The sequence below is a fragment of the Chitinophaga niabensis genome (assembly GCF_039545795.1).
GTDB lineage: Bacteria > Bacteroidota > Bacteroidia > Chitinophagales > Chitinophagaceae > Chitinophaga > Chitinophaga niabensis_B.
On sequence record NZ_CP154260.1, the window covers coordinates 3,507,342 to 3,529,625 of the forward strand.

At 46.1% G+C, this 22,284-nt stretch carries 21 protein-coding genes; 2 read left to right on the plus strand and 19 right to left on the minus strand.

Annotation, left to right across the window (positions count from 1 at the left end; all coding sequences use genetic code 11):
- Positions 1–18: 18 nt before the first annotated feature.
- From AAHN97_RS13610 to AAHN97_RS13695, 18 genes are all read right to left on the minus strand, one after another.
- The gene (locus AAHN97_RS13610) at positions 19–720 is read right to left on the minus strand and encodes a tyrosine-protein phosphatase (protein ID WP_343308183.1); all 702 of its coding nucleotides are present in this window, start codon (positions 718–720) and stop codon (positions 19–21) included.
- Positions 710–2,095 (minus strand): undecaprenyl-phosphate glucose phosphotransferase, encoded by a 1,386-nt coding sequence (locus tag AAHN97_RS13615; protein ID WP_343308184.1) that lies wholly within the window; start codon positions 2,093–2,095, stop codon positions 710–712. Before AAHN97_RS13615 ends, AAHN97_RS13610 begins: the two co-directional genes overlap by 11 nt.
- A 5-nt stretch (positions 2,096–2,100) precedes the next feature.
- Positions 2,101–3,342, minus strand: coding sequence for a WcaI family glycosyltransferase (locus AAHN97_RS13620; RefSeq protein WP_343308186.1), 1,242 nt, complete (start codon positions 3,340–3,342; stop codon positions 2,101–2,103).
- Positions 3,339–3,884, minus strand: coding sequence for a WcaF family extracellular polysaccharide biosynthesis acetyltransferase (locus AAHN97_RS13625; RefSeq protein ID WP_343308187.1), 546 nt, complete (start codon positions 3,882–3,884; stop codon positions 3,339–3,341). The genes AAHN97_RS13620 and AAHN97_RS13625 overlap by 4 nt, the downstream gene beginning before the upstream one ends.
- A 3-nt stretch (positions 3,885–3,887) precedes the next feature.
- Complete coding sequence (locus AAHN97_RS13630) at positions 3,888–4,787, minus strand: glycosyltransferase family 2 protein (RefSeq protein WP_343308188.1); 900 nt, start codon at positions 4,785–4,787, stop codon at positions 3,888–3,890.
- On the minus strand, positions 4,787–5,917 hold the full coding sequence (locus tag AAHN97_RS13635; RefSeq protein WP_343308189.1) for an XrtY-associated glycosyltransferase XYAG1: 1,131 nt from the start codon (positions 5,915–5,917) through the stop codon (positions 4,787–4,789). The genes AAHN97_RS13630 and AAHN97_RS13635 overlap by 1 nt, the downstream gene beginning before the upstream one ends.
- A 5-nt stretch (positions 5,918–5,922) precedes the next feature.
- Positions 5,923–6,708, minus strand: coding sequence for a glycosyltransferase family 2 protein (locus AAHN97_RS13640; RefSeq protein ID WP_343308190.1), 786 nt, complete (start codon positions 6,706–6,708; stop codon positions 5,923–5,925).
- 7 nt (positions 6,709–6,715) lie between these two features.
- The gene (locus AAHN97_RS13645) at positions 6,716–7,342 is read right to left on the minus strand and encodes an acyltransferase (protein ID WP_343308191.1); all 627 of its coding nucleotides are present in this window, start codon (positions 7,340–7,342) and stop codon (positions 6,716–6,718) included.
- A 3-nt stretch (positions 7,343–7,345) separates the two neighbouring features.
- Positions 7,346–8,575: an O-antigen ligase family protein gene (locus tag AAHN97_RS13650; protein WP_343308192.1), complete on the minus strand. Its 1,230-nt coding sequence runs from the start codon at positions 8,573–8,575 to the stop codon at positions 7,346–7,348.
- A complete protein-coding gene (locus AAHN97_RS13655) occupies positions 8,572–9,714 on the minus strand; it encodes a glycosyltransferase family 4 protein (RefSeq protein ID WP_343308193.1) in 1,143 nt (380 codons plus the stop codon). Before AAHN97_RS13655 ends, AAHN97_RS13650 begins: the two co-directional genes overlap by 4 nt.
- A gap of 3 nt (positions 9,715–9,717) precedes the next feature.
- The gene (locus AAHN97_RS13660; protein WP_343308194.1) at positions 9,718–11,268 is read right to left on the minus strand and encodes a lipopolysaccharide biosynthesis protein; all 1,551 of its coding nucleotides are present in this window, start codon (positions 11,266–11,268) and stop codon (positions 9,718–9,720) included.
- Positions 11,269–11,271: 3 nt separating this feature from the next.
- The gene (gene gmd / locus AAHN97_RS13665) at positions 11,272–12,369 is read right to left on the minus strand and encodes a GDP-mannose 4,6-dehydratase (protein WP_343308195.1); all 1,098 of its coding nucleotides are present in this window, start codon (positions 12,367–12,369) and stop codon (positions 11,272–11,274) included.
- Between the two features lie 29 nt (positions 12,370–12,398).
- A complete protein-coding gene (gene fcl, locus AAHN97_RS13670) occupies positions 12,399–13,349 on the minus strand; it encodes a GDP-L-fucose synthase (protein WP_343308196.1) in 951 nt (316 codons plus the stop codon).
- Position 13,350: 1 nt separating this feature from the next.
- On the minus strand, positions 13,351–14,370 hold the full coding sequence (locus AAHN97_RS13675) for a mannose-1-phosphate guanylyltransferase (RefSeq protein WP_343308197.1): 1,020 nt from the start codon (positions 14,368–14,370) through the stop codon (positions 13,351–13,353).
- A 6-nt stretch (positions 14,371–14,376) separates the two neighbouring features.
- Positions 14,377–14,904, minus strand: a complete 528-nt coding sequence (locus AAHN97_RS13680) for a UpxY family transcription antiterminator (RefSeq protein WP_343308199.1) — start codon at positions 14,902–14,904, stop codon at positions 14,377–14,379.
- Between the two features lie 141 nt (positions 14,905–15,045).
- Entirely contained in the window at positions 15,046–17,394 is a 2,349-nt protein-coding gene (locus tag AAHN97_RS13685; protein WP_343308200.1) for a GumC family protein, read from the minus strand.
- A gap of 7 nt (positions 17,395–17,401) precedes the next feature.
- On the minus strand, positions 17,402–18,232 hold the full coding sequence (locus AAHN97_RS13690; RefSeq protein WP_343308201.1) for a polysaccharide biosynthesis/export family protein: 831 nt from the start codon (positions 18,230–18,232) through the stop codon (positions 17,402–17,404).
- Between the two features lie 124 nt (positions 18,233–18,356).
- A complete protein-coding gene (locus tag AAHN97_RS13695) occupies positions 18,357–19,025 on the minus strand; it encodes a response regulator transcription factor (RefSeq protein ID WP_343308202.1) in 669 nt (222 codons plus the stop codon).
- Positions 19,026–19,419: 394 nt separating this feature from the next.
- On the opposite strand from AAHN97_RS13695, the gene AAHN97_RS13700 reads away from it, so the two are divergent.
- Together AAHN97_RS13700 and AAHN97_RS13705 are read left to right on the plus strand one after the other, a co-directional pair.
- Positions 19,420–20,463 carry a sensor histidine kinase gene (locus tag AAHN97_RS13700; protein WP_343308203.1) on the plus strand — a complete coding sequence of 348 codons (1,044 nt, stop codon included), beginning with the start codon at positions 19,420–19,422 and terminating at the stop codon, positions 20,461–20,463.
- Between the two features lie 11 nt (positions 20,464–20,474).
- The gene (locus AAHN97_RS13705; RefSeq protein WP_343308204.1) at positions 20,475–20,840 is read left to right on the plus strand and encodes a response regulator; all 366 of its coding nucleotides are present in this window, start codon (positions 20,475–20,477) and stop codon (positions 20,838–20,840) included.
- Here the strand turns inward: AAHN97_RS13705 and AAHN97_RS13710 are convergent.
- Entirely contained in the window at positions 20,832–22,262 is a 1,431-nt protein-coding gene (locus tag AAHN97_RS13710; protein WP_343308205.1) for a capsule assembly Wzi family protein, read from the minus strand. The two genes, AAHN97_RS13705 and AAHN97_RS13710, sit on opposite strands and share 9 nt — an antisense overlap.
- Positions 22,263–22,284 lie beyond the last annotated feature (22 nt).

The following is a 22,284-nucleotide window of genomic DNA, read 5'->3' on the forward strand; positions in this document are numbered from 1 at the left end:
TAAAATTACGTTATTTATTCATAATTGTTCATTTCTGAGCAATCCCTTATCAAACATTTTTTCCAGCGAACGGTTCATTTCAAATCCGGAAATTGTATCAATATGTTTCTGATGATGCACATCTGAACCAATAAAATGCACCAATCCTTCTTCCAGTAACTGCATGGCCACTTTCTGCACGCGGCTGCCGTAATATCCCATCAAAGATAAGAGGTTCACCTGCAAAAGGATGCCGGTTTCAAATAATTCACGGTAAACGTCAAACTGCTGATGCAGGTACATATACCGCTCAGGGTGCGCCAGGATGGGCTCATACCCTGCCATCTTAAGATCAAAAAAGATGGTCCTGTAATTGGGAGGATGCGCCACATAGGAAAATTCCACCAGTACATATTTCCCGTTGATGGTGAGCAGCGGCGTTTTGTCTTCCAGCAATGTTTCAAAATAATCATCCATCATGTATTCCGCGGCCGCATCCAGTTCAATTGGGATCCCTTCCTTTTCCACCGCCGCCCTTAATACCTCCAGTGCAGGAAAAATAGTATCCGCGCTGTTGTAGTAAAGACCGGAGATCACATGTGGCGTGGTGATCAGCTTCTTATAACCCAATGCTGAGAGCTGACGGATCAGCGACAGCGAGTCTTCCAGGTGTTTCGCCCCATCGTCCAGTGCGGGTAGCAGGTGCGAATGCATGTCGTGCAGTAACAGATCAGAACGCATTTTTCTCTCCTCTTATCGTATTCGCTACGGTTAAAAATATGATACGCAGATCCAGGTAAACAGACCAGTTCTCCATGTACCAGATGTCGTATTCCACGCGCCTGCGCAATTGCAGGTCTTCCGTGATCTCGCCGCGGAAGCCATTCACCTGTGCCCATCCGCTGATGCCGGGTTTCAGGAAGTGGCGGATCATGTATTGCTGAATGATGCGGGAATATTCTTCTGTATGTTTCAGCATATGTGGCCTTGGGCCGATGATAGACATATCGCCCAGTAGTACATTCAGGAATTGCGGCATCTCATCCAGGTTGGTTTTCCGGAGGATGCGGCCCACGCGGGTAAACCTGCTGTCGTTACGCGTGGCCTGTTTGGCATTGGCTTCTTTATTCACGTACATGCTGCGCAACTTCAGGCAGCGGAATGTTTTGTTATTCCTGCCGGTACGGTGCTGGATAAAGAACACCGGCCCCCTGGATTCCAGGCGGATCAGTAATGCCAGCAGAGGAATGAGCCAGCTTAAGATGAACACCACTACAATGGAACTGAACACCAGGTCAAAGAGGCGTTTGCGGATGCGGTTCGCAATATCATCCAATGGCTCTGAGCGCAAGGAGATGATGGGCATGTTATGGAAATAGTCCACATAGATCTGCCGGTTCACGAACATCTTGAAGTCAGGCACAAAGCGGAAGTGAATAAAATGCTGCTCTGCTTCATATGCCAGTGTATACAGGTAGGGAAACTGTTCCGGCGATAAAGTGGAATAGATCTCCCGGATGTTGTTGGATTTTGCATAAGGCACACAATCCTTCAGCCCTCCTATTACGGGGTAGTAGGACAGTTCCTGCACTTTACTATATTCTTCAAAATAGCCTTCAAACTTCAGGTTACTTTTCTCTGCCAGTAAATTATCAGCCAGTTTCTTGGAGAGATCGTTGTAGCCGAGTATCACCATTTTCCGTTCTATTTCCTTACTATTAAGGATGGAGTTGGTGACCCAGTAAAATATCAGGCGGCTGATCACTACGGCTGATACAAACAGCAGGCAGTACATGATCACAAAAAAGCGGGAATATAAATGTCCGTATAAAAAGAGGAAGGAAAGTAATACCAGGAAATACAACAGCAATCCCTGGATGGTTTTCCTGGCCATTTTTTCGTAGGACAGTTGCTGGCTTACGGCATAAATACCCGTAGTGTACAAGGCAACCGCCCAGGCGATGTTAGAGACCAGCAAAAAAGCATCTGCCCCTGTATGTTCCAGCAGATCGTACTGCCGCCAGTTGAAGCCTGCAATAAAAAAGATGGCATTCAGGAAGATGAAGTCCACCACAATGATCTGTATGAGAAATATTTTTAAATACCGGTTTAACATAATAGTTAATAATTGCGTTGAACAACATATTCTTCAAATCTGCGCATCACTCTTCCGATAGACAGATGCTCCGCTGCATAGGCACGTGCCTGCCGTGTAACCTCCCGGGCTTCTTCCCCAACTGCCAGGCGGATGCCTTCATTTAATGCTTCCTGGTCTTCTGCATTCACCACCAAGCCAATCCTGTGCTGCTGCACCAACGTGTGAAGGCCTGATCCAGGGTTGGCCGTGATCAAAGCCATACCGCCTACTGCCAGGATAGTGGTAAGTTTGGAAGGCATCACCAGGTCGCTGGCACTGGCTTTTTGTATCACCAGGTGTACATCTGCCATATTCAGAAAGCGATTGAAGGTTTCAAATGACTGCAGGGGTAAAAAGGTGACCTGTTTTAATCCCATCTTCTGTGCCTGTTGCTGCAACTGTTCTTTATAAGGCCCGGAGCCGCAGATCAGGAATTGCAGGTCTTTCCTGTCCTGCATAGCCTGTGCGGCATACAGGATGGATTCAAGGCCCTGCTTTTCTCCTATCGCGCCGGAATACAATAACACTTTATCTGTAGCGGAGAAACCATATTCCAGCTTCAGCGCAGTTTTATCTTCCAAAGGATGGAACAGTGCCGTATCTACCCAGTTGGGGAAAAAGAATATGTCCTTCTCTGCCTTCTCTCCTATCTTCTGCATCATACCGTCTGAGATACTGCTCACAATGTCTGCCTGTTTCAGGATGTATTTTTCCACACCCAGCAGCATATTGATAGCCCGTTTGGAACGGATCATCTGCAGGTCTCTCGCAGCTTCTATCTGCATATCCTGTATATGATAGAGGAATTTAGCGCCGCGGAGCTTTTTATACAGTACTGCCAGCAGGCCCAATTGAAAAGAAGGCACTACCGTGATCACCACATCATATTTTTTAGCAGGGATCAATTGCAGTAGCTTGAAGAAAGCGGAAAGGCAAAAAGAAAGGTCCAGCAGAATGCGTTTTTTGCCGGATGGTTTAGCAGGTACATATTGCGGGCAACGGTATATCTTCAGCTTACCATCACGCAGGACCTCTTTCTTATACCAGGATTTGATCCGCTGGTAAGGCTGCTGAACTGCCCATTGCGGATAATACGGATAGGAAGTGATCACGGTACATTCATAACCGTTATCCACCAGCCAGTTGATCATTTCCCCGTTATACTTACCGATGCCTGTTGGCTCCGGTGCAAAATTTCCGCCTATCAGTAATAACCTTTTACTCATTTCATGTTGCGTTTACGAACAAAGGATGCAGGGTTCCCTGAATAGATCTGCCAGGCCTCCATATTTTTTGTGGCTACGGAATTAACCGTAAGGATAGCATGAGAGCTGCAGGTAACGCCGGGGCATACAACAGATTCCGCACCTATCCAGGCGCCATCTTCAATCTTTATCTTACCCAGGCGGTATGGAAAATCAGGCAGAGTATAGTCGTGATTGCCAGTGAGCAGTAACACGCCCTGTGAAAGGCATACATGATCGCCGATGCTCACATCTTCCAGGTTATCTATCCATACAGATTCTCCTATCCAGCAATGATCTCCTATTTCCAGGCGCCAGGGATTCTTGATCCGTACTTTTGTTTTGATCACAAGTCCTTTGCCCACTTTGGCACCAAACAGCTGTAAGAGTTTTCTTTTAAAACTATAAGGCCATGGCAGTGCGCTGTTAAAAATGTAATAGTTCACAAAGTACCAGGTGAACACTTTCCATCCCGGCCCAGCTTTATAATTGCCTACGTTGAATGTTGACAGGTCAGTTCTCATGGCTTAGAGGGAAATATTATAATCAGATCTTAGTAATGCTTTCAGTTTTTCCTTACTGGTATCCCCGTTCAGTTTATCCTCAAACTCTTTCATGTTCACATCCACCAGCAGGCGGTACCAGTACCCCTGCATGAAGTGGAAAATAAATCCCTTGTATCCGTCCATAAACCCAAAACGCAGGAAGTAGCGGAAGAAGAAATACATGGAAGCCCGTGCACCGGGAGAAAGCGTGGCATATACTTTTTCTTTTAAAAAGCGTTTGCGTTTAGCCTGGGAGCTTTCGCTGGTGATCAGCCGTTCATCTGTTTCCAGGAAACGGTATTTGATGTTCAGGAGGTCTACCATTTCCCGGATGGCGTAGTTATTATGTTTGTTCACCCACCAGTGAATAGAGTTCAGGTTATGATCTACAATATGTTCTTTGAATAACATGGTATCGCCGCCTGATAACACAATATGTTCATCCATCCAGCGTTGTTCTATACTACCCTGTGCATTGCGCCAGATGCGCAGTAAGGTATGCGGATAGAAACCGCCGTAGCGGATCCATTTATCTTTGAACAGCACTTTTCTGCGGATATAGATGCCGGTGATATTATCAGGAATAAGGGCTGTTTGAATTTCTTTGATCAATGCCGGCTCCAGGTATTCGTCTGCATCCATCCGCATCACCCAGGGGGTGGTGATACCACAGTTCTCCAATGCCCACTGGAACTGGTCTGCATAGTTCAGCCATTTACGGGGGAAGACCTTTGCCCCATACCGTTCTGCAATAGCTACCGTATCGTCTGTAGAAAAGGCGTCTATGATATAGATATCGTCAGATATCTGCTTCATGCTATCCAGGCAGCGGCCAATATGTTTGGATTCATTATAAGTAAGGATAACGACTGCGATCTTCATTAGCTTAATTGCTTGTACATGGTCACGTAATCCGTAGCCAGTTTTGTTTCATTAAAATCATGGTAAATGATCGCTCCAGCATCTTTTCGGATGCGCCTGCGTTCCTCCCAGTTGCTGTAAGCCGCTGTTAACTGCGCACGCACCTCCTCCACATCATCAATCCCGGTGATCCATCCCAGGCGGTTCTCATCCACATACTTCGACAGGCCTACATGTTCACTCAGTAATACCGGGGTACCTACAGCCAGTGATTCCACTACTACGAGTGCAAAGTTTTCATTGTGAGAAGTGAGCGCAAAGAGATCGGATTCTGCGAGGAAGGCGAATTTATCCTCGTTGTTCTTCCAGCCTGCCCACTCCACTTTATCTTCCATTTCCAGGTCTGTTACTATCCGGGAAAGCTCCCTGAGATATGTTTCTTCTCCTGAACCACCTATCTGCAGTTTGTAGGAGAAGGGAACCTTGGAAAGGGCATGCAACAGAATGTCCAGCCCTTTCTTCGGATCTATTCGGGAAAGGAAACTGATTGTGAAGTCCTGGTTTTCTTTTCTCAGGAAGTTGCCGGCAGGGAGATCCACCAGGTTAAAGATGAGATCGCCCTTCCATTTTTCATTCACCTGCAAACATTCCTTCCATTCCATGGGAGATGAAACATGCAGGTGGGTTTTAGAGAGCAGGTATTTGCCCAGCAGTTTGTGCATGATCTTTTTCTTCAACTGGTTCCTGCTGTTGAATACATAATCGCACATCATGCCATGCGGGCTCAGTACCGGTTTCACCCCTCTCATGGTACAGATGAGGGCAGCCCCCATTACCAGGAAGTTCCACCAGGAATGGATGTGTACCGCATCGAACTTTTTAACGGTCGTCCAGGTTTTACGCCAGAGCGCCGGGGAAATATGCGTATGATCTTTTGTGATCCTTTTAAAATAATGCACTTTCACGCCATCCATCCAAACCGGTTCATGCAAGGGCACATCCAGTTCGGTTTTACCATTTGCGGTAGTGGTATAAACGGTTACCTCATGCCCTAATACCACCAGCCGCTCAGCTAACCGTGCAATGGTCACAATAGGACCGCCATATACATAGGCTGGTTTATAAGAGGGTACTATAAAAAGAATCTTCATCCTGTTTAGAATTTTGCGCCTTTGTATGTGAGCTTTTTGTAGATGCCCTTCAAGTTCAATACCTTGGCCACCATTTCATAGAAATACCTGGAAACAGAAGTACTTCCCAGGTTAAATCCTGCCATCATGCGGTGATGTTCCTCATGCATTTTATCTGTTACAGATACGGAAAAAGAATTGCCATGCAGGCGGTATTCCCCTAATGGTAAAGGCACATAACCTTTGATCACGCCCGGGTCCAGGCAAACAGACAAAAGGAATTTAGAGTCTGCCACATACTTCAGGGATTTATCGAATCCGCCGTTGCGGTCGTAGATCTCTCTCGTCCAGAAGGAACTTTGTTGTGCAAAAGGTACCCTGCGGATGCTGCGGATGGCTTTGTGATTGAAGTTCACGCCTTTGTAGGAGAAGATGATATTGCCTGCTTCATTGATGTAGTTCACATCACCGAACACGAGATCACAATCTTCTTCTTCAAACTTCTGTACTACCTTTTCGAGTGCATAAGGCAGCAGGCGGTCGTCCGCATTGATATAGCAGAGATAATCGCCATTGGCTTTGCTGAATCCTTTTCTCAGAGCATCATACATGCCTTCATCCTTTTCTGATATCAGTACATCTATCAGGCCTCTTTTCTTTTCCAGTATTTCCATCGTACTGTCTGAGGACGCCCCATCTACCACGATCAGCTCGTAATTCTTGTAGGTCTGGCCCAGTATGCTATCCAGTGTTTCCCGGATATATTCCTGCCCGTTATATACGGGAATAACGATTGATACTAATTTTGACATCGGTCGCTTATTGGTTTCTGTATTTTTTAATGGTAGCGGGGTTACCTGCTACGATCGCATATTCCGGTACATCTTTCGTTACCACGGAACCTGCGCCTATAATGGAGTGTGAACCTATGTGCACACCAGGCAGAATGATCACCCGGGTACCTATCCACACATCATCTCCTATCACTACCGGCCTTCTGGGTGTTGCTCCCTGTTCGCGCATGGGAATATCAATGCGTTCGAAATTATGGCCACCGGAGAGGATGCTCACATCGGGGCCAAACATTACATCGCTGCCAATGATGGTATCATTACCGATCCAGCAGTTCGTGTTCAGGCCTGTATAATCGCCTATCTCTACCTGTTTGCCACTGCCAAAGTGTACATTCCTGCCGATCTTGATATGTTTGCCGCTGCGGTAGAAAATACGCGAAGCCAGGAAAGTGCGGAAGGACATGCACAGTCCGCCAATAGGCCGCGGAGGGTCTGGCAGCCAGATAGCAATGCTGTAGTAGAGATAGAGTAAAAAGCTCTTATACAGGGAGATGTTAGACCTGCGCAAAAAGTAAAGGGGATTATCCCTGTACATTTTCACCTTGCCTGTTCTCGCGTCTGTTTTCTCGTGAAATAATGGTTGCGTTGACATAGATTAATTATTATAGAGTGCCCATTCCGGCATCGTCATCTCTTTCAGTTCATAATAAGAAGTAAGCAGTATGGCTGCAATGCCCGGTACATACAGCCGCAAGGCCTGGAAGGGCGAGAACAGGAAGCTCCATATCAGCCCTATGGTCATTAAAACCAGTACAGGGTATAATGCCAACTCCTGTCCGTTGCGAATGAGATTGAAACCAATCTTCATCAGCAGCCAGAACAAATAACAGATGGCTATGAAGCCCCCGATCCCCCAGTTCACCCAGGCCCCCATCAATACAGAGTGGCTGGGTACGAGGTGATCTATCTCCTTCGCAGATTGCAGGTTCATCTCTTCATCGTGATACATCAGCAGGATCATGTAATACTTCAATGTTTTATCAGGCGCCCAGGAGCCGTGCCCGAAAATGGGTTTGTCCGCAATGGCCGCACCGGCCGCAAAAGTTTCCGCCCGCCCTGTTATTAAGAGGCCCAGCGGATTATAGGGGTTATCCAGCCTTTCCAGTTGTTCCCTTGAGTGATCCCCTCCTATCTCTCCATCCAGTACAGCCCGTACATAAAAGAAGTAACAGATCTGAAAGAGTATGGCGGCAATCACGGAGAAGAGGATGATCTTCTGCCGGGAGATGGATACTTTACTGTTTAAGAAATAAATGATAGCAGCACTGATAAAGAAGATCAACCCGGTGGAACGGGAGTCCATACCAAAGCACAACAGGCTGAAACCGATCAGTGAAATTAACACCAGCTTTTGCTCTCCCCGCTGATACAGGTAATACACCAGCAGGTACATGGCATTGGTTAAGATGGGTGCTATCTTGAATTTAAAATAACTCATGTCCGAATCCACAATATCATCCGTATAGATGATGTTCTTGATCATGGTCATGAATATGAAGAATAAGATCGTGGAGGGTTCATTCAATGTTTTGAATAAAAAGATGAAGGACAACATGGCGATGATGGTACCGGCCCAGCCGCGTAAATAATTCTGCGGTGTGCTGTGTACGATCAGCAGGTCCGTCACTACCTGGAACATCAGCAGCAGCAGTAAAGCTGCCAGCATCTTTTTCAGATAAGGGTATTCATCCAGATCGCTGGGTTTGTAGGTGAAGGGCGTTGCCAGGATCACGAGGAACTCATTCAACCATAACTGTCCTACTAAGGATACTTTCAAAGTACTTAGCATGGTGTACAGAAAAACGCCGGTCTTCTTCAGGTTCATTGCGGTAACAGTTGTGCATTAATGATCTCTTCCATTCTCTTCCGGTTCACGGCTGCGCTGTATTCCTGCATAAAATCTTCACGGAGCAAAGTGCCTAAGTGTTGTCCTTTTCCATTAAAGGTGAGCAGGGCGTTTTTAAACCCTTCCGCTGTATTGGCGATAATAAAGTTTTCGCTCCTTACGCCTTCCACGCCTTTGGCGGTGGCAATCACAGGGGTTCTGAGTGCCATGGCTTCCAGGCATTTTAAACGGGTGCCGCTGCCATGCAGTAAGGGAATGATCACGCCACTTGCCATACCAATGAAAGGTTTTACATCCGGTACTTTGCCTATTGCTTTAATGTTCTTCCATTCTTCCGCGCCTTTCAGTTTTCTCAGGGCTTCTTTGGAATGCCGGCCCACCAGCAATAACCGGAAGCGTGCAGCCAGTTCATCGTTCCATACATTTTCCACGAACCATTTCAAACCTTCATAGTTCATGTACATGGAAAAATTAGCTGTCATCACCAGTACATTCGGGTCTCTCACCACATCCAGTTCATATTCCCTTTCGTCCAGGAAGTTGGGGATCACAAAGAGTTTTGAAGGATCGATGAATGATCTGTGATAGGCTTTATCTACTTCGCTGACTACCAGTACGGCAGCTGCCTGGTTGAAATATTTCCTTTCGTGCAGTTTCTCCACGGCTACCAACTGCGACCTTCTCAGCTTTTTCACGAACCCCTTCGCAGGTACCTGCTGCGTGTGCAGGGCCTGCGCATTGTGGGTACCCAGGATCACAGGAATACCCCGGTTCCTGAAATAACTGATGTATTGACCGATGTAACCATAATCCAGGAAAGCGAGGTCTATTTTCCTGTTCTGGAATATCTTTTCAAATAATTGTAATACGGAGCTGGTACGTTGAAAGTGATGCCTGCCTGTTAAACGGTCTGCCAGGCCCAGTGCTTTTTCTTCGTGGATAAAAAACTCCACTCCTTCTATCTGATATTCCCGCAGATCTACCTGTTCCTCATTGCCAATAATGGCAAATACCCGGTGGCCCAGTTCTGCCAGTACCTTCAGCAGGTAGTAGCTGCGGAGTTTTTCACCGCCGTTTTGCGGGAATGGAGAAATATTGGTAAAGAATAAGATGTTCATCTGTTAATTTGCTTTAGGTACAGCCATCCGGGGATGTACTTTAGACATTACTTTAAAAATGATCCCTTCCAGTTTTTCCTTTTCATAAGGTGTTAAGCCCATGAGGCGGATAAACAATGTGAGGCTCACTACTGTTATCATACCCGTACATAAAAGGCGGGCAAATCCTTCTTCCATAAAATAGTATGGGATCAGGGAGAACAATGTGGCCAGCACTACCGGCACCATGGCGCTGAGCACTACCCTGCGCAGAAAATCAGCAACAGGCATACCTGTATGCCGTTTTGCCGCAAAGATCCTGTAGGCCGTGAGCACACATTCAATGAAAATGCTCAGTACCAATACAGAAGCGGGTGGCCATCCTGCTTTCAGCAAAAGATAGGCACCGGGCAGGTTCAGCAGCAGCAGAATGCTCATGATCACCTGGTACTTTCCTATCCTGCCCACCGCATGTACTGCCATCTGCAAACCGGCGGATAACTGGTAAGCCAGCGAGGCTACAATAATGAGGCGGCAGAAGATAACAGTATGTTCAGGAATAGTGTTCAGCCAGAGCTTTAATACAAAAGGCATTTCGATCAATGCAGGAATAGCGAAGAAAGCCATCAGGTAAAAAGAGAACTTACAGGCCATCATAGACAGCATGATCATCCTTTCCCGGTTGCCACTGCCTTCGCTTTTCACCAGTTGCGGGTTCAGGGACTGCAACATGGTCACCGCAAAAAAGCTGAGTTGTGCGTTCACCTGGTTGGCAATAGCAAATGCGGCATTGATCACTGCGCCGAAGAAAACATTCAGGATCATGGCCACACCCTGTGTTTTAGCAATTACACCGGAAGCACCTACCATACCCCAACCGGAATAGGCAAACATTTCTTTCAGCAATTGCCTGTCAAAATCCCGCACACTCATTTTGCTCTCTTTGTATTTCAGGGCGCAGTAAACTCTTTTTGCCAGGAGTAATGCAACCGTGAGTAAAGCGAGCACACCGCCATATAGCACGAGCTTATCTGTTGCCACATATTGCAGGCAGATGGCGGCTGCGAGCTTCACCACAGATTCCAGGATGCCCAGTACGGCCACAAGGAACATGTTCTCATGCGTATTGATGATGGCATCGTAAGGAACGGATATAATGGTGAAGAAAGCACTCAGGGCCATAAAGTGAAAAATGAGTTTGGCAGCGGGTAACCTTGCCGCCGGGATGTTCAGCACATCACTGAACAGGTAGAGACCCGCTATTTCCAGCAGGCCTACTACCACAATACCTATCGCAAGATGCAGCCATACACTGGAGTTAAAGGCAGTTTTCAGTTTCTGTTCATCTCCTGCTCCCAGGAAAAACGACATATACCGCTGGGTGGACATGGTCATGGAGCTGTTCAAAAAAGACAGCATTGCCACAATACCACTTACCAGGTTAAAGATGCCGTAATCCTCCACACCCAATGCATTCAGCACCAGCCTCGTTGCATATAATGCAATGAACATGGAGATGAGCATCTTTCCGTATAGGAATCCTGTATTTAAAACTACCCTGTTGGCCGCTTGCATAAATTATCCGATCAGATGTTCAAACTGCGTCACTTCTTTTCTCCGGAACAATTCCACATCAGCGGCTACCATTTCTTTCACGAGCGCCGGCAGGTCATATTTAGGTTCCCAGCCCAGTACTGTTTTTGATTTGGTAGGATCGCCGATCAGCAGTTCCACTTCCGTAGGACGGAAATAAGCAGGGTCTACTGCTACTACTTCTTTACCTACCGGCAGAATGTATTCTTTATTCCGGCAGGCGGAAATAACACCTACTTCATTTACACCTTCTCCTGTGAATTCCAGTTCAATGCCCAGTTCATCAAAGGCCATGCGTACAAAGTCACGCACAGGCGTGGTGATGCCGGTCGCAATCACATAATCGTCTGCCTTATCCTGCTGGAGGATGCGCCACATAGCTTCCACATAATCTTTGGCATGGCCCCAGTCCCTGCGTGCATCCAGGTTACCAAGGAATAACTTATCCTGCATACCCAGCACGATAGCCGCTGCTGCGCGGGTGATCTTCCGGGTTACGAAAGTCTCACCACGCAGAGGGCTTTCATGATTAAAGAGGATGCCATTACAGGCAAACATATTATAGGCTTCCCTGTAGTTTACAGTGATCCAGTAAGCGTAAAGTTTAGCTACTGCATAAGGGCTCCTTGGATAAAAAGGTGTGCTTTCCTTTTGCGGTACTTCCTGCACCAGGCCATAGAGTTCTGAAGTACTGGCCTGGTATACCTTTGTTTTGTTCTCCAGCTTCAGGATGCGCAGGGCTTCCAGGATGCGGAGGGTTCCAATGCCATCTGCATTGGCGGTATATTCCGGTGTATCAAAGCTCACTTTTACATGGCTCATTGCGGCCAGGTTATATATTTCATCAGGCTGTGTTTCCTGTATAATGCGGATAATATTGGTACTGTCCGTCATATCTCCGTAATGGAGCCGGAAGCGGACGTTTTCGCTGTGGGGGTCCTGGTACAGGTGATCGATACGTTCGGTGTTGATCAGTGAAGCGCGGCGTTTTACGCCGTGTACCATATAGCCTTTCTCCAACAATAATTCCGCCAGATAGGCGCCATCCTGTCCGTTTACACCAGTAATTAAAGCTACTTTCATTTGATTGTTTTTTAGAAGTTATATAAGTATTATCCGATCGCGTTCATGACGGAGAATTGTTTTTTTACGAAGTCGCTGTAAGCGAGGGTCAGACCTGTTTTCAGATCTGTTTTATGCTGCCAGCCTAACTGATGGAGTTTGGATACATCCATTAATTTGCGTGGTGTACCATCCGGTTTGGAGGCATCAAAGATGATCTCTCCTTCAAAGTTGGTCACTGCTTTTACGGCTTCTGCGAGTTCACGGATGCTGAGGTCTTCCCCTGTTCCGATGTTCACCAGTTCCCTTCCGTTATATTCCTGCATGAGATATACGCAGGCATCTGCGAGATCATCTGCAAAAAGGAATTCGCGTTTGGGTGTGCCGCTGCCCCATACGGTTACCGTATCTTTCTTATTGACACGGGCTTCGTAGAACCTGCGGATCAGCGCCGGCAGCACATGTGAATTTTCAGGATGGTAATTATCACCGATGCCATACAGGTTAGTAGGCATCACGCTGATAAAGTTGCAGCCATACTGGTCCCGGTATGCTTCACATAATTTAATCCCGGCTATCTTGGCAATGGCATAGGGTTCATTCGTTTGCTCCAGGGGGCCGGTGAGCAAGCTGCTTTCCTGTAATGGCTGTGGTGCCAAACGGGGATAGATACAGGAACTGCCAAGGAACATCAGTTTGGTCACTTTATATTTCCATGCAGCATGGATAATATTGGAAGCGATCATGAGGTTATCGTAGAGGAATTCAGCCCTGTAAGTATTGTTAGCATGAATGCCACCCACTTTGGCAGCTGCCAGAAATACATAATCCGGCTGCTCTTCTGCAAAGAAGGCATCTACCTCTGCCTGCGAACGGAGATCCAGTTCCCCGGAAGTACGCAGGACAATGTTCTGATAGCCCAGTGCGATCAATTTCCTTTTAATGGCACCTCCTACCATCCCGCGATGCCCTGCTATGTAAATTTTATCTGTTAGTTTCATCTTATAATAATTCCGGGCGGTTCTCTTTCACCCATTGATGTAATTGTTTTATTTCCTGTCCTTTCCCCTTTTGCATGATCAGCAAAGCGCCGGGGGTATCTACCACTACCATGTTTTCCACACCAACCAGGGCTACCAGTTTTTCTTTTCCTATCACCATGCTGTTCTGCGGATTGCTGTTGATGAAAACTGCCTGGTGATTGCTGTACTGGTAATGTTGGGTTAAAGCTTCCGAGAGCGCTTCGTAGCTGCCTACATCACTCCATTGCATATAACTGGGAACTACTTTCACCCGCTGGCTTTTTTCCATCACGGCATAGTCGATACTATCTGCCGGAATCGCTTCCATGGTAGCCAGGGAAACCGTTCCGGTCTGCAGCCATTCTTCTGCCGCAACGGCCGCAGCTTCGTAAATAGCCGGTGCATACTTTTGCAGTTCCTCCAGCATTACACCTGCCTTGCAACAGAAGATGCCGCTGTTCCAGAGGTAATCCCTGCTTTCCAGTAACAGTGTAGCTGTTGGCAGATCCGGTTTTTCCACAAAGCGCAGCACATCATATCCTTTGTACTGTATGTAACCATAACCGGTTTCAGGATAGTTTGGCTGCAGACCAATGGTAACCAGGTTGTCTGCTTCTGCGAGTTCCTTTGCGGTAGCAATGGTTTGTGCATAGAGGTCCGGTGTACCGATCAGGTGATCTGCGGGTGTGATGAGCAACACTGTTTCAGGGGCTGTAACAAATGCTGCCAAAGCGATGGCAGCGGCCGTATTACGACCAACAGGTTCAGCCAGCAGCAAAGGATCTTCTGCACCGGCTTCCTGTAATTGTGTGGCTATCATGTGCTGCTGTTGGGCATTCATGATGGCCATGATCTTTGTACAGGCGGTTTTATTCCTTAAGTAAGTGAGTTGCAAAAGGCTCCGGTCTTCAAACAAAGGCAATAGCTGTTTGGGTGTTTGCTGGTTAGACAATGGCCAGAGGCGGGTGCCGGACCCGCCACAAAGTAAGATATGATGCATGGTTCTTTATATATAGGTTTGTTCGAGGGCTTCGTCTACAGTTACCACTTCGTTGGCAGCAAGGGTGGCGATCATGGCATAACCAAGACTGTGGAGTACCGCTTTCACTTTGTTCCGGCTCACTTCAATGATCCTTCCGCGGTGATGCATTAATGGGCCTGCAGTGATCTCCACCATATCGTTCTGGCGGATAGGCACTTTCTCCAGTGTCACGTGTTTGTGGTCCCGCAGGAAACTTTTGATCAGCTCAATTTCCTGGGTTTGTATCACGGCAGGTTTACCCAGCCAGTATACAAAGTTCACTACCCCTTCCACTTCTCTCACCAGCGATTTCATGCGTTCCGGGATGCGTACAAATACATAGGAAGAGAACAAAGGTTCTTCCACGATCTTCCGCCGGTCGCTCCAACGTTTTTCCACCTGGTTTAACGGGCAGTAACATTCCACCTGCTTACGTGTAAGCGTTTCTGCTACTTTTTTTTCCGCTCTTGACCTGGTATACAGTGCGTACCAGGCATGCACTTCTTGTTGCATAAGGTTTCAATTTTTGGTTAACGATTAGTTGGTTTTCTTAACGCGGGTTTATAAAGGCAGTACTTACTATTCTCTATTTAGAAGGCAGAGCTTCGCCTCCTCAGTCACATGAGTATGGTTTCACAGCTATAAGGCTGCTATTTATATATTGAAAATACTTCTGATGAACCGTTTACGTTTACCGTTCTTCTTAGGTTCATCCACATAACCATATCCGTAACCGTAGCCGGCTGCCGCCACACCGCGCGGACGTACGCCATTAAATACCAGGTTAAGTTTACCCACTTCTTTATTGCGATATAATTCGTCTATCTGTTTAAGATGCAGTTTGGGTGTTACCTGCTGCCGCAGTACATAGAGGCAGGCATCTGCAAAAGGCGCCAGCAAACGGGCATCTGTTACCAGGCCTACCGGCGCGGTATCAATGATCACATAATCAAACATAGTTTTCAGATGTGAGAGCATTTCTTCCAGCCTGCCATTCAGGATCAGTTCTGTTGGATTCGGCGGTATTACACCAGCCGGTAATACAAACAGGTACTCATTTCCCGGCACGGGCTGCAGCATATCTGATATACTGCTGCGGCCTACCAGGTAATTGGTGATGCCCGGTTCCCGTTTAATGCCCAGCATTTTGCTGATCATGGGTTTGCGGAGGTCAAATTCCAGCAGCACCACTTTTTTACGGATCAATGAAATACTGGCAGCCAGGTTAATGGATACAAAGCTTTTACCTTCTCCGGATATAGAAGAGGTGACCAGCAGGGTTTTGTTATCGCCATTGAGGCCGATATAAGAAAGTGATGTTCTCAGGGAGCGGAATTGCTCTGCTACCAGGCTGCGTTTACCGTCTCCGATCACCAGGGCTTCATTATTATCATCATACATGATCTCTGCCACAATAGGCGCTGCCGTTGCTTTCTCTATCTCTGCCCTTTCAACAATTTCCCTGTTGAGCATATCCTTGATAGTGATGATAGCAGCTACCACTACAATACCTGCTATAATTGCCATAGCGAGTACCGTCATCTTTTTAGGACTGAAGGGTACGGAGGAAGATTCTGCCGCATCTACGATCCGGCTGTCTGAAATAGCTGCTGCGTACGCCAGTGCTGTTTCTTCCCTTTTTTGCAGGAGGAAGGTGTAGATACTATTCTTGATCTCTCTTTCACGGCTTACTTCTATCAACGCCTTTTCTTTACCTGGTACGCTCCTTAGTATCCCCATGAAACGGCTATTGGCACTTTCCAGTTTTTCTTTACCGGCGTTCAGGTTAGCACGGAGACTGTTGATGTTCTCCATGATGCTGGGTGTGAGCTTAGCGATCTGGCGGTTCAGGGCTCCTAACACAGGGCTGTTCTCCCCGGTTGTTTTCTTCAGGCGCTCCCTTTCCATTTCTGTTTCGTAGAGTTTGGCCACCAGTTCCATCAATACCGGATCGCTGAGGCCTAAAGTGGCGGGCACAATATTTTCCCCTTCTCCTTTTCCACTTACATATTTTTCAATGGCATCCAGTACAGATAACTGCATGTTTGCCTCACTCATTTTGCTATCATTCTCCTGCACACTTTCCAGGAAGAGTTTACTTTGTTCACTGATATCCACAATGCCTTCTCTTCTTTTAAACTGCTCCACTTTGGCTTCTACATCGCCCAGCTCCTGTGTTACAATATTGAGGCGGTCTTCCACAAAAGACATGGTGCTGGCAGCTACCCTGTTCTTATCTTCGATAGCGGCGGCGTTATATACCCTGATCAGTTCGTTCAGGATATCTTCTCCCCTCCTGGGCGCCACATCGCTATATTCCAGTTTGATAACAGTACCCATTTTAGAAACGGGCGCCACACTGAGCCTGCTAAGCAGTACCTGCGTCAATTGTTTTTCGTCCGTGATCTGCAGGTAATAGGTTTTATCATCCGGCAATACACCCTGATGTGCTTTGATGAGCATTTTACCCCAGGGGGTGGCCACGGTATCATTCAGCGGATAGGTTTTGTCGTAGAGGGAAACCGTTGCTTTTGATGCGTTGTAAACAAAAGGCACTATTTCCGGTTTGCCGGCTTTGATCTTACCTGGCTCCAGGAATTTGAATTGCAGCGGTGCATTTTCATATGCGATCAGGTCGCGTACATTTCCCTTCTGGTATACTTCGCCATACAACTGCAGGTTCCTGGCAACTTCGGTGGCAAGTGTACGGGAATACAGGATCTGCATTTCGTTCTCAATATTCTTATCAGTTCCAAAAAGGTCCAGGGAGGCGAGCAGATCTTTTTCTCCCAGTTTTTTGGATTCTTCCTTCACCAGTAATGTGGCGGATATTTTATAGGTAGCGGTGGCATATCGGAGATACAACATCGCAACACCTACTCCCAACGCAGCGGCCAGCAGAAATAATGGCCAGTACGACAGATAACGATACCTGATCAGCGCCATCAGGTCTATTTGTTCCTGTGGCTGCTTACGTCTATGGTTACTATTGAACTGTTGCATAATTTTTCTATTTCACCAACCGGTCGAGAACAATCACCAGTAAAGACAAACCGCTTAACACAATGGGAATAACGGTAGTTGACTTGCTGGCATTAGCTACTTTAGTTTTATTGGGTTCTACGTAAATAACGTCATTGGGTTTGAGGAAGTAGTAAGGCGATGTGAGCATCTGCGCATCATTTAGATTAAGCCTTTTTGTTATACGTTCCCCTTCTGTTTCACGGATCAGCAGCACATTATCCTTCTTCCCAAAGATGGTGATATCACCTACCATGCCCAGTGCCTCCATGATCGAGATCTTTTCACTCGTTACATTCACTACGGCAGGTTGTGCTACCTCCCCCAAAATGGTGACCCTGTAATTGAGGAAACGGATGCTTACCACAGGGTCTACCAGTAACTTGCGTTCTGCGAGCTGGTTTTGGATAGTATCCGTCAATGCCTTTTTGGTAAGGCCTTCTGCTTTCAGAGAACCCAGTACAGGAAACTGGATATATCCCTGCTGGTTCACCAGGTAACCGGCTACAGGGTTGGCTGCTGTAACAGAGGGGCTGTGTGCGCCTCCGGTAGCAGCAGGTGTTGCAGCACCTGGTGAATAGGTGTTCGGCAGATTATACAACATGGCTTCCTGCGGGTTCATGGCGCTCACGTTGATCTGCAGGATGTCGTTCTTTTGAATAACAGGTTCAAAATCACCTTTCACCCTTGCGAGTGAAGTGTCGTTCACATTATTGAAATAAGCCGCTTTCTTTGTACTTACACAGGAGAATAACAAACAGCTGAAACTTAGCAGTAATGAGGTTTTAATAATAAAGAATGGTTTTCGTCTCGGGTGCATTACATCAATTTAATATTACAGTTCACTATTGTTATGATCACACTGCAATATTAAATCATGATAAAAAAATAAAACTTACTCAGAAGAGTACAAATAAGGAGATAAGGACGATTGTTACTACTTATTAAAGTAGTACCGCAGCTGCGATGCAGGTTAGGGAACAAAAGAGGCTGTTGGACCAGATCTTGGAGATCAGTTCAGATTTGCTGGCTACGTTGAGTTTCTGGTATATTTTTTTTAAATGCTGGTTGACGGTAAATACAGTAACAAAGAGCTTTTCCGCCATTTCTTTATAAGAATACCCATCCTTCAAAAGTTGTAATAACTCGTACTCTCTTTTTGTGAGCCGGTCTTTTACATTTTCGAGCGGGTCTTTGCTCACATGATCTATGAGCATGTGAGCAGCTTTGGGAGATAAGGTACCACCCTGGTTGATGGCATCCAGGATGCTGTGATAGATCTCCATCAGCCTGCTGGTTTTTATAATATATCCACTGGCGCCTTTGCGAATGGATTCTATAACATATTCTTTTCCATCATGCCCTGAGAGTACAATGATCTTTGCATCCGGGTAAATGCGCTTTAATTCTTCTATGCCACTGATGCCTGATTCGCCGGGCAGTGAAATGTCCAGCAGAATAGCTTTTACGTCCGGATCTTTGTAGGGAAGCGCTTTAAACTCTTCCATCGAGCGGCATGCAAATACAACTTTGCACTCCTGGAAATCTTCTAAGAACTCCTTGTAATTATTTAGTTGAAAGTGATTGTCTTCAATTATGCCAATAGTGATCATATAACGGTTAACGTTAAAGTGGTTTTCCTGCCGATATGTTTTGTCCTAATACTTATCAAATTTAAGTCCAAATCAGGCAAAAAAACGAAGGGTAATTTTAATTTATTGATAACAGGTCGGTTACATAGGCGCTAATTTTACTCATTCTAGTAATAAATATACGAAAATCATATTCAATGTAGAAATATATACCTGTATTGTGGGGAAGTTCCGTTGATGTAAAAATAATCTTAAAAATTTGCGGGATTCTATGCTTATCTTTCCTGTGCCTTTATTTATTCCCCTGAACTAATGCAAAGACTTAAGACCAATCTGCTTTAATGGCCCGCGCCATATAGAAAAACCGTATAATACTGCGATGAAGTCTCAGCAATATATTAAAGTTAGCCATTTAATGAATGGAATAAAGGAACCCGTATTACTCATTGATCCTTCAGAGCTGATCGTTCTAAAAGCTAATAATGCTGCCGTAGACCTGTTGGGAGGCGGCAAACGAAAAGCGATCACGGATAAACCATTGCAAGCGCATTATGGTAATGGGCAGTTCCTTCCGGATACGATGCTTCCCTTGTTCCAGGATTCTTTTATTATTACTACTTCTATCCCCGGCACTAAAACACTGATAGATTTCAAGGCGAGCCGTATCAATATTAACCGCAAGCCGGTCCTGCTGGCTATTGGCAAAACCATCGAAAAAAAACAGAGCTTAAAACTGCAATTGCAGCACCTGGAGAAAGAGAAGTCACTGCATGAGATGAAAGCCAATTTCATGTCTATGACCTCTCATGAGTTCAGAACACCATTAACAGCTATTGCTTCTACGGTGGACCTGCTGGAAACGCGTTTGCAGATGGATGGATTGCTGAATAGTTTCTATCAGCATAATATTTCCAAAGTATCCGGGGAGATCTTTAACCTCAATAGCATGCTGGATGAGATCTTAACGCTCAGCAAGATCGTATCCAATAATTATGAAGTAAAGAAAACAGCAGTAGATGTGGAGCAGGTGCTGAACTATTTAAAGTTCCAGTACTTCTCTGAAAGGAAAGACGAAAGGGTACTCAATGTGAAGATCTCCGGGGAACCGCGCAAGATATTTGTGGATAAAAGTCAGCTATCGAAGATACTCACGAACCTGATCAGTAATGCGTTTAAGTACTCTGTGAAAAAGAATCCTTCCATCCAGCTTTCCTATCAGAAGAACAAACTGGTGATCAAAATTTTTGATTATGGTATTGGTATTCCGGTGAAAGACATTCCTCATTTGTTTAATTCCTTTTACAGGGGAAGTAATGTGGACCATATTGAAGGTACAGGATTGGGTCTTGCGATTGTAAAAACTTTTACGGAAATGAATAACGGCACAATTGATGTAACAAGCGAGGAGAATAAAGGAACCACCTTCACCCTGACATTCAGGTATGAAGGCCATATCTAAGCAAACTGTATATGAATAGAACCATCCTTCTTATTGAAGACAAAAGCAGTTTATCAGAAACGTTGAAAACGTTGCTGGAGTTGCATCAGTTCAAAGTTATCCTGGCCGGGAACGGAGAGGATGGCATTGCGCTGGCGAGGCAGAAGCTCCCGGACCTGGTGATCAGTGATGTGTATATGCCCGTGGTGAATGGGTACGAGTTACTGGAATCTTTTAAGAACGACAGTACTTTGAGTAATATTCCGGTGATCATGCTTACTGCTAAAACAGAGATTGAAGAAATTAACCTGGCGATGCGGAAAGGGGCTGCGGGGTATGTGACGAAGCCTTTCCTGTTTAAGAATTTGCATGCAACGATTAAGAAGGTGTTAGTGTGAGGAGGGAAAATTAAATCTCCACTGAACCCCTAACATAAACCCCGCGTTGTTACCCAGGTCTCCCCAATCCACTGCCGCGCCGCCGGTAAGTGTAAGCGGCTCCAGCGGAGTTTGCCAGCTTACTTCCTGTAAAGTATACCATTGTGTGAGTGCAGGTTCAAAATGCGGCTCCAGGTAATTGCCGTGGTTCTTAGTGTAAGTGAGCAGGGTTCTGGCTTTCAGTGAACTGCCCAGCATGTACATCGCACCGAGGTGCAAACCTGTTATTCTATTGTTAACAATGTTCCATCCTTTTCCGCTGATAGAATCTTTTGGCTTCGACCAGTCGAACGGTTTGATGTCATCGAAATAGTGCTGTGCTCTTTGGCGGTTGATGAATAAGGGAGTACCGATAATACGGTTCTGGTATTCCCAACCGGTTAGGTAGATGCCGTTGTTGTAATAACTTTCCCTTACGTTCAGCGGGAAGAAGTCATTCATCTGTTTTGTGTTCAGGTATTCAGCGGTGAATTTTAATAATTTGTTCTTATTGGAATAGCTGAACCCCAGCATACGGTCTGTGTTCTTGAACGTGATCCCCTGCCCTGTTTCAAACATGGACTGATTATACAGGTGCAGTTGCATGTTATCATTCTCCCAGGTAATGCCCCCTTCCAGTACGCCCCGATGATCACCAGGGCGGTTGGGCCTGTACTCAGGATTATTCACAGTACCATCATCCCCTTCTTTTCCAATGAACACATTCCAGAAATCTTTAAAGGAGTTTTTGATCTTTGGCAGGTCCGGGCGGTTTCCTCCCCAGAGTGCATAGTGCTGCAAGCCGCCGTATAACTTCAGTTGTTTCTTCCCGATCCTTACATAGAGGGCTTTTTCATGCAGAAATGCACCGGGAATGTATTGCTCTTCTCCCATCCAGCCATGACTAATCTGCCCTTTGAATTGCAGCCAGCCGTTTGTAAAAGGGATATCCGCATAATCCGTTAAAGCGAATCCTATTTTGGGAATAGGGCGTGCATTTCCGCTGATACCCCATGATCCCGAGGAAAGATCCTTATCTACTTCTCCGATCCGCTCTTCAAAACGGCCTGCTCTGAATTCCAGTTTCTTATATCCTGCTTTAAGGAACCCTTCCTGTATGAATACGTCTTTGAACTGATTGTTGTTATAGAGGTCCAGCCCGTAGCGGATATAGAAGTTTTCATTCAGCAAATGAATATCACTGATCCTTGCGTGTGTGGAAAGATCTGCCTTCCGGTCGCTGATAATACCAAAGCGGTTGGATACCAGCCATAAAGGCTGATAGTCTTTGGTGGCGATGGTACCGGTGGTACCTACTTTTACTTCCAGGGAATCTGTAAACTGGGCATGTGCCCTGGAAACACCAAGTAGTGCAAAAATGATAAGAAGCTTAGTACCCTGCATGGCTGCAAGGTAGGATGATATT

What these genes read in the sequence shown, in the direction of transcription:
- AAHN97_RS13610 (WP_343308183.1), bottom strand. Translation starts at nt 720, where the DNA reads ATGCGTTCTGATCTGTTACTGCACGACATGCATTCGCACCTGCTACCC.
- AAHN97_RS13615 (WP_343308184.1), bottom strand. Translation starts at nt 2,095, where the DNA reads ATGTTAAACCGGTATTTAAAAATATTTCTCATACAGATCATTGTGGTG.
- AAHN97_RS13620 (WP_343308186.1), bottom strand. Translation starts at nt 3,342, where the DNA reads ATGAGTAAAAGGTTATTACTGATAGGCGGAAATTTTGCACCGGAGCCA.
- AAHN97_RS13625 (WP_343308187.1), bottom strand. Translation starts at nt 3,884, where the DNA reads ATGAGAACTGACCTGTCAACATTCAACGTAGGCAATTATAAAGCTGGG.
- AAHN97_RS13630 (WP_343308188.1), bottom strand. Translation starts at nt 4,787, where the DNA reads ATGAAGATCGCAGTCGTTATCCTTACTTATAATGAATCCAAACATATT.
- AAHN97_RS13635 (WP_343308189.1), bottom strand. Translation starts at nt 5,917, where the DNA reads ATGAAGATTCTTTTTATAGTACCCTCTTATAAACCAGCCTATGTATAT.
- AAHN97_RS13640 (WP_343308190.1), bottom strand. Translation starts at nt 6,708, where the DNA reads ATGTCAAAATTAGTATCAATCGTTATTCCCGTATATAACGGGCAGGAA.
- AAHN97_RS13645 (WP_343308191.1), bottom strand. Translation starts at nt 7,342, where the DNA reads ATGTCAACGCAACCATTATTTCACGAGAAAACAGACGCGAGAACAGGC.
- AAHN97_RS13650 (WP_343308192.1), bottom strand. Translation starts at nt 8,575, where the DNA reads ATGAACCTGAAGAAGACCGGCGTTTTTCTGTACACCATGCTAAGTACT.
- AAHN97_RS13655 (WP_343308193.1), bottom strand. Translation starts at nt 9,714, where the DNA reads ATGAACATCTTATTCTTTACCAATATTTCTCCATTCCCGCAAAACGGC.
- AAHN97_RS13660 (WP_343308194.1), bottom strand. Translation starts at nt 11,268, where the DNA reads ATGCAAGCGGCCAACAGGGTAGTTTTAAATACAGGATTCCTATACGGA.
- gmd (WP_343308195.1), bottom strand. Translation starts at nt 12,369, where the DNA reads ATGAAAGTAGCTTTAATTACTGGTGTAAACGGACAGGATGGCGCCTAT.
- fcl (WP_343308196.1), bottom strand. Translation starts at nt 13,349, where the DNA reads ATGAAACTAACAGATAAAATTTACATAGCAGGGCATCGCGGGATGGTA.
- AAHN97_RS13675 (WP_343308197.1), bottom strand. Translation starts at nt 14,370, where the DNA reads ATGCATCATATCTTACTTTGTGGCGGGTCCGGCACCCGCCTCTGGCCA.
- AAHN97_RS13680 (WP_343308199.1), bottom strand. Translation starts at nt 14,904, where the DNA reads ATGCAACAAGAAGTGCATGCCTGGTACGCACTGTATACCAGGTCAAGA.
- AAHN97_RS13685 (WP_343308200.1), bottom strand. Translation starts at nt 17,394, where the DNA reads ATGCAACAGTTCAATAGTAACCATAGACGTAAGCAGCCACAGGAACAA.
- AAHN97_RS13690 (WP_343308201.1), bottom strand. Translation starts at nt 18,232, where the DNA reads ATGCACCCGAGACGAAAACCATTCTTTATTATTAAAACCTCATTACTG.
- AAHN97_RS13695 (WP_343308202.1), bottom strand. Translation starts at nt 19,025, where the DNA reads ATGATCACTATTGGCATAATTGAAGACAATCACTTTCAACTAAATAAT.
- AAHN97_RS13700 (WP_343308203.1), top strand. Translation starts at nt 19,420, where the DNA reads ATGAATGGAATAAAGGAACCCGTATTACTCATTGATCCTTCAGAGCTG.
- AAHN97_RS13705 (WP_343308204.1), top strand. Translation starts at nt 20,475, where the DNA reads ATGAATAGAACCATCCTTCTTATTGAAGACAAAAGCAGTTTATCAGAA.
- AAHN97_RS13710 (WP_343308205.1), bottom strand. Translation starts at nt 22,262, where the DNA reads ATGCAGGGTACTAAGCTTCTTATCATTTTTGCACTACTTGGTGTTTCC.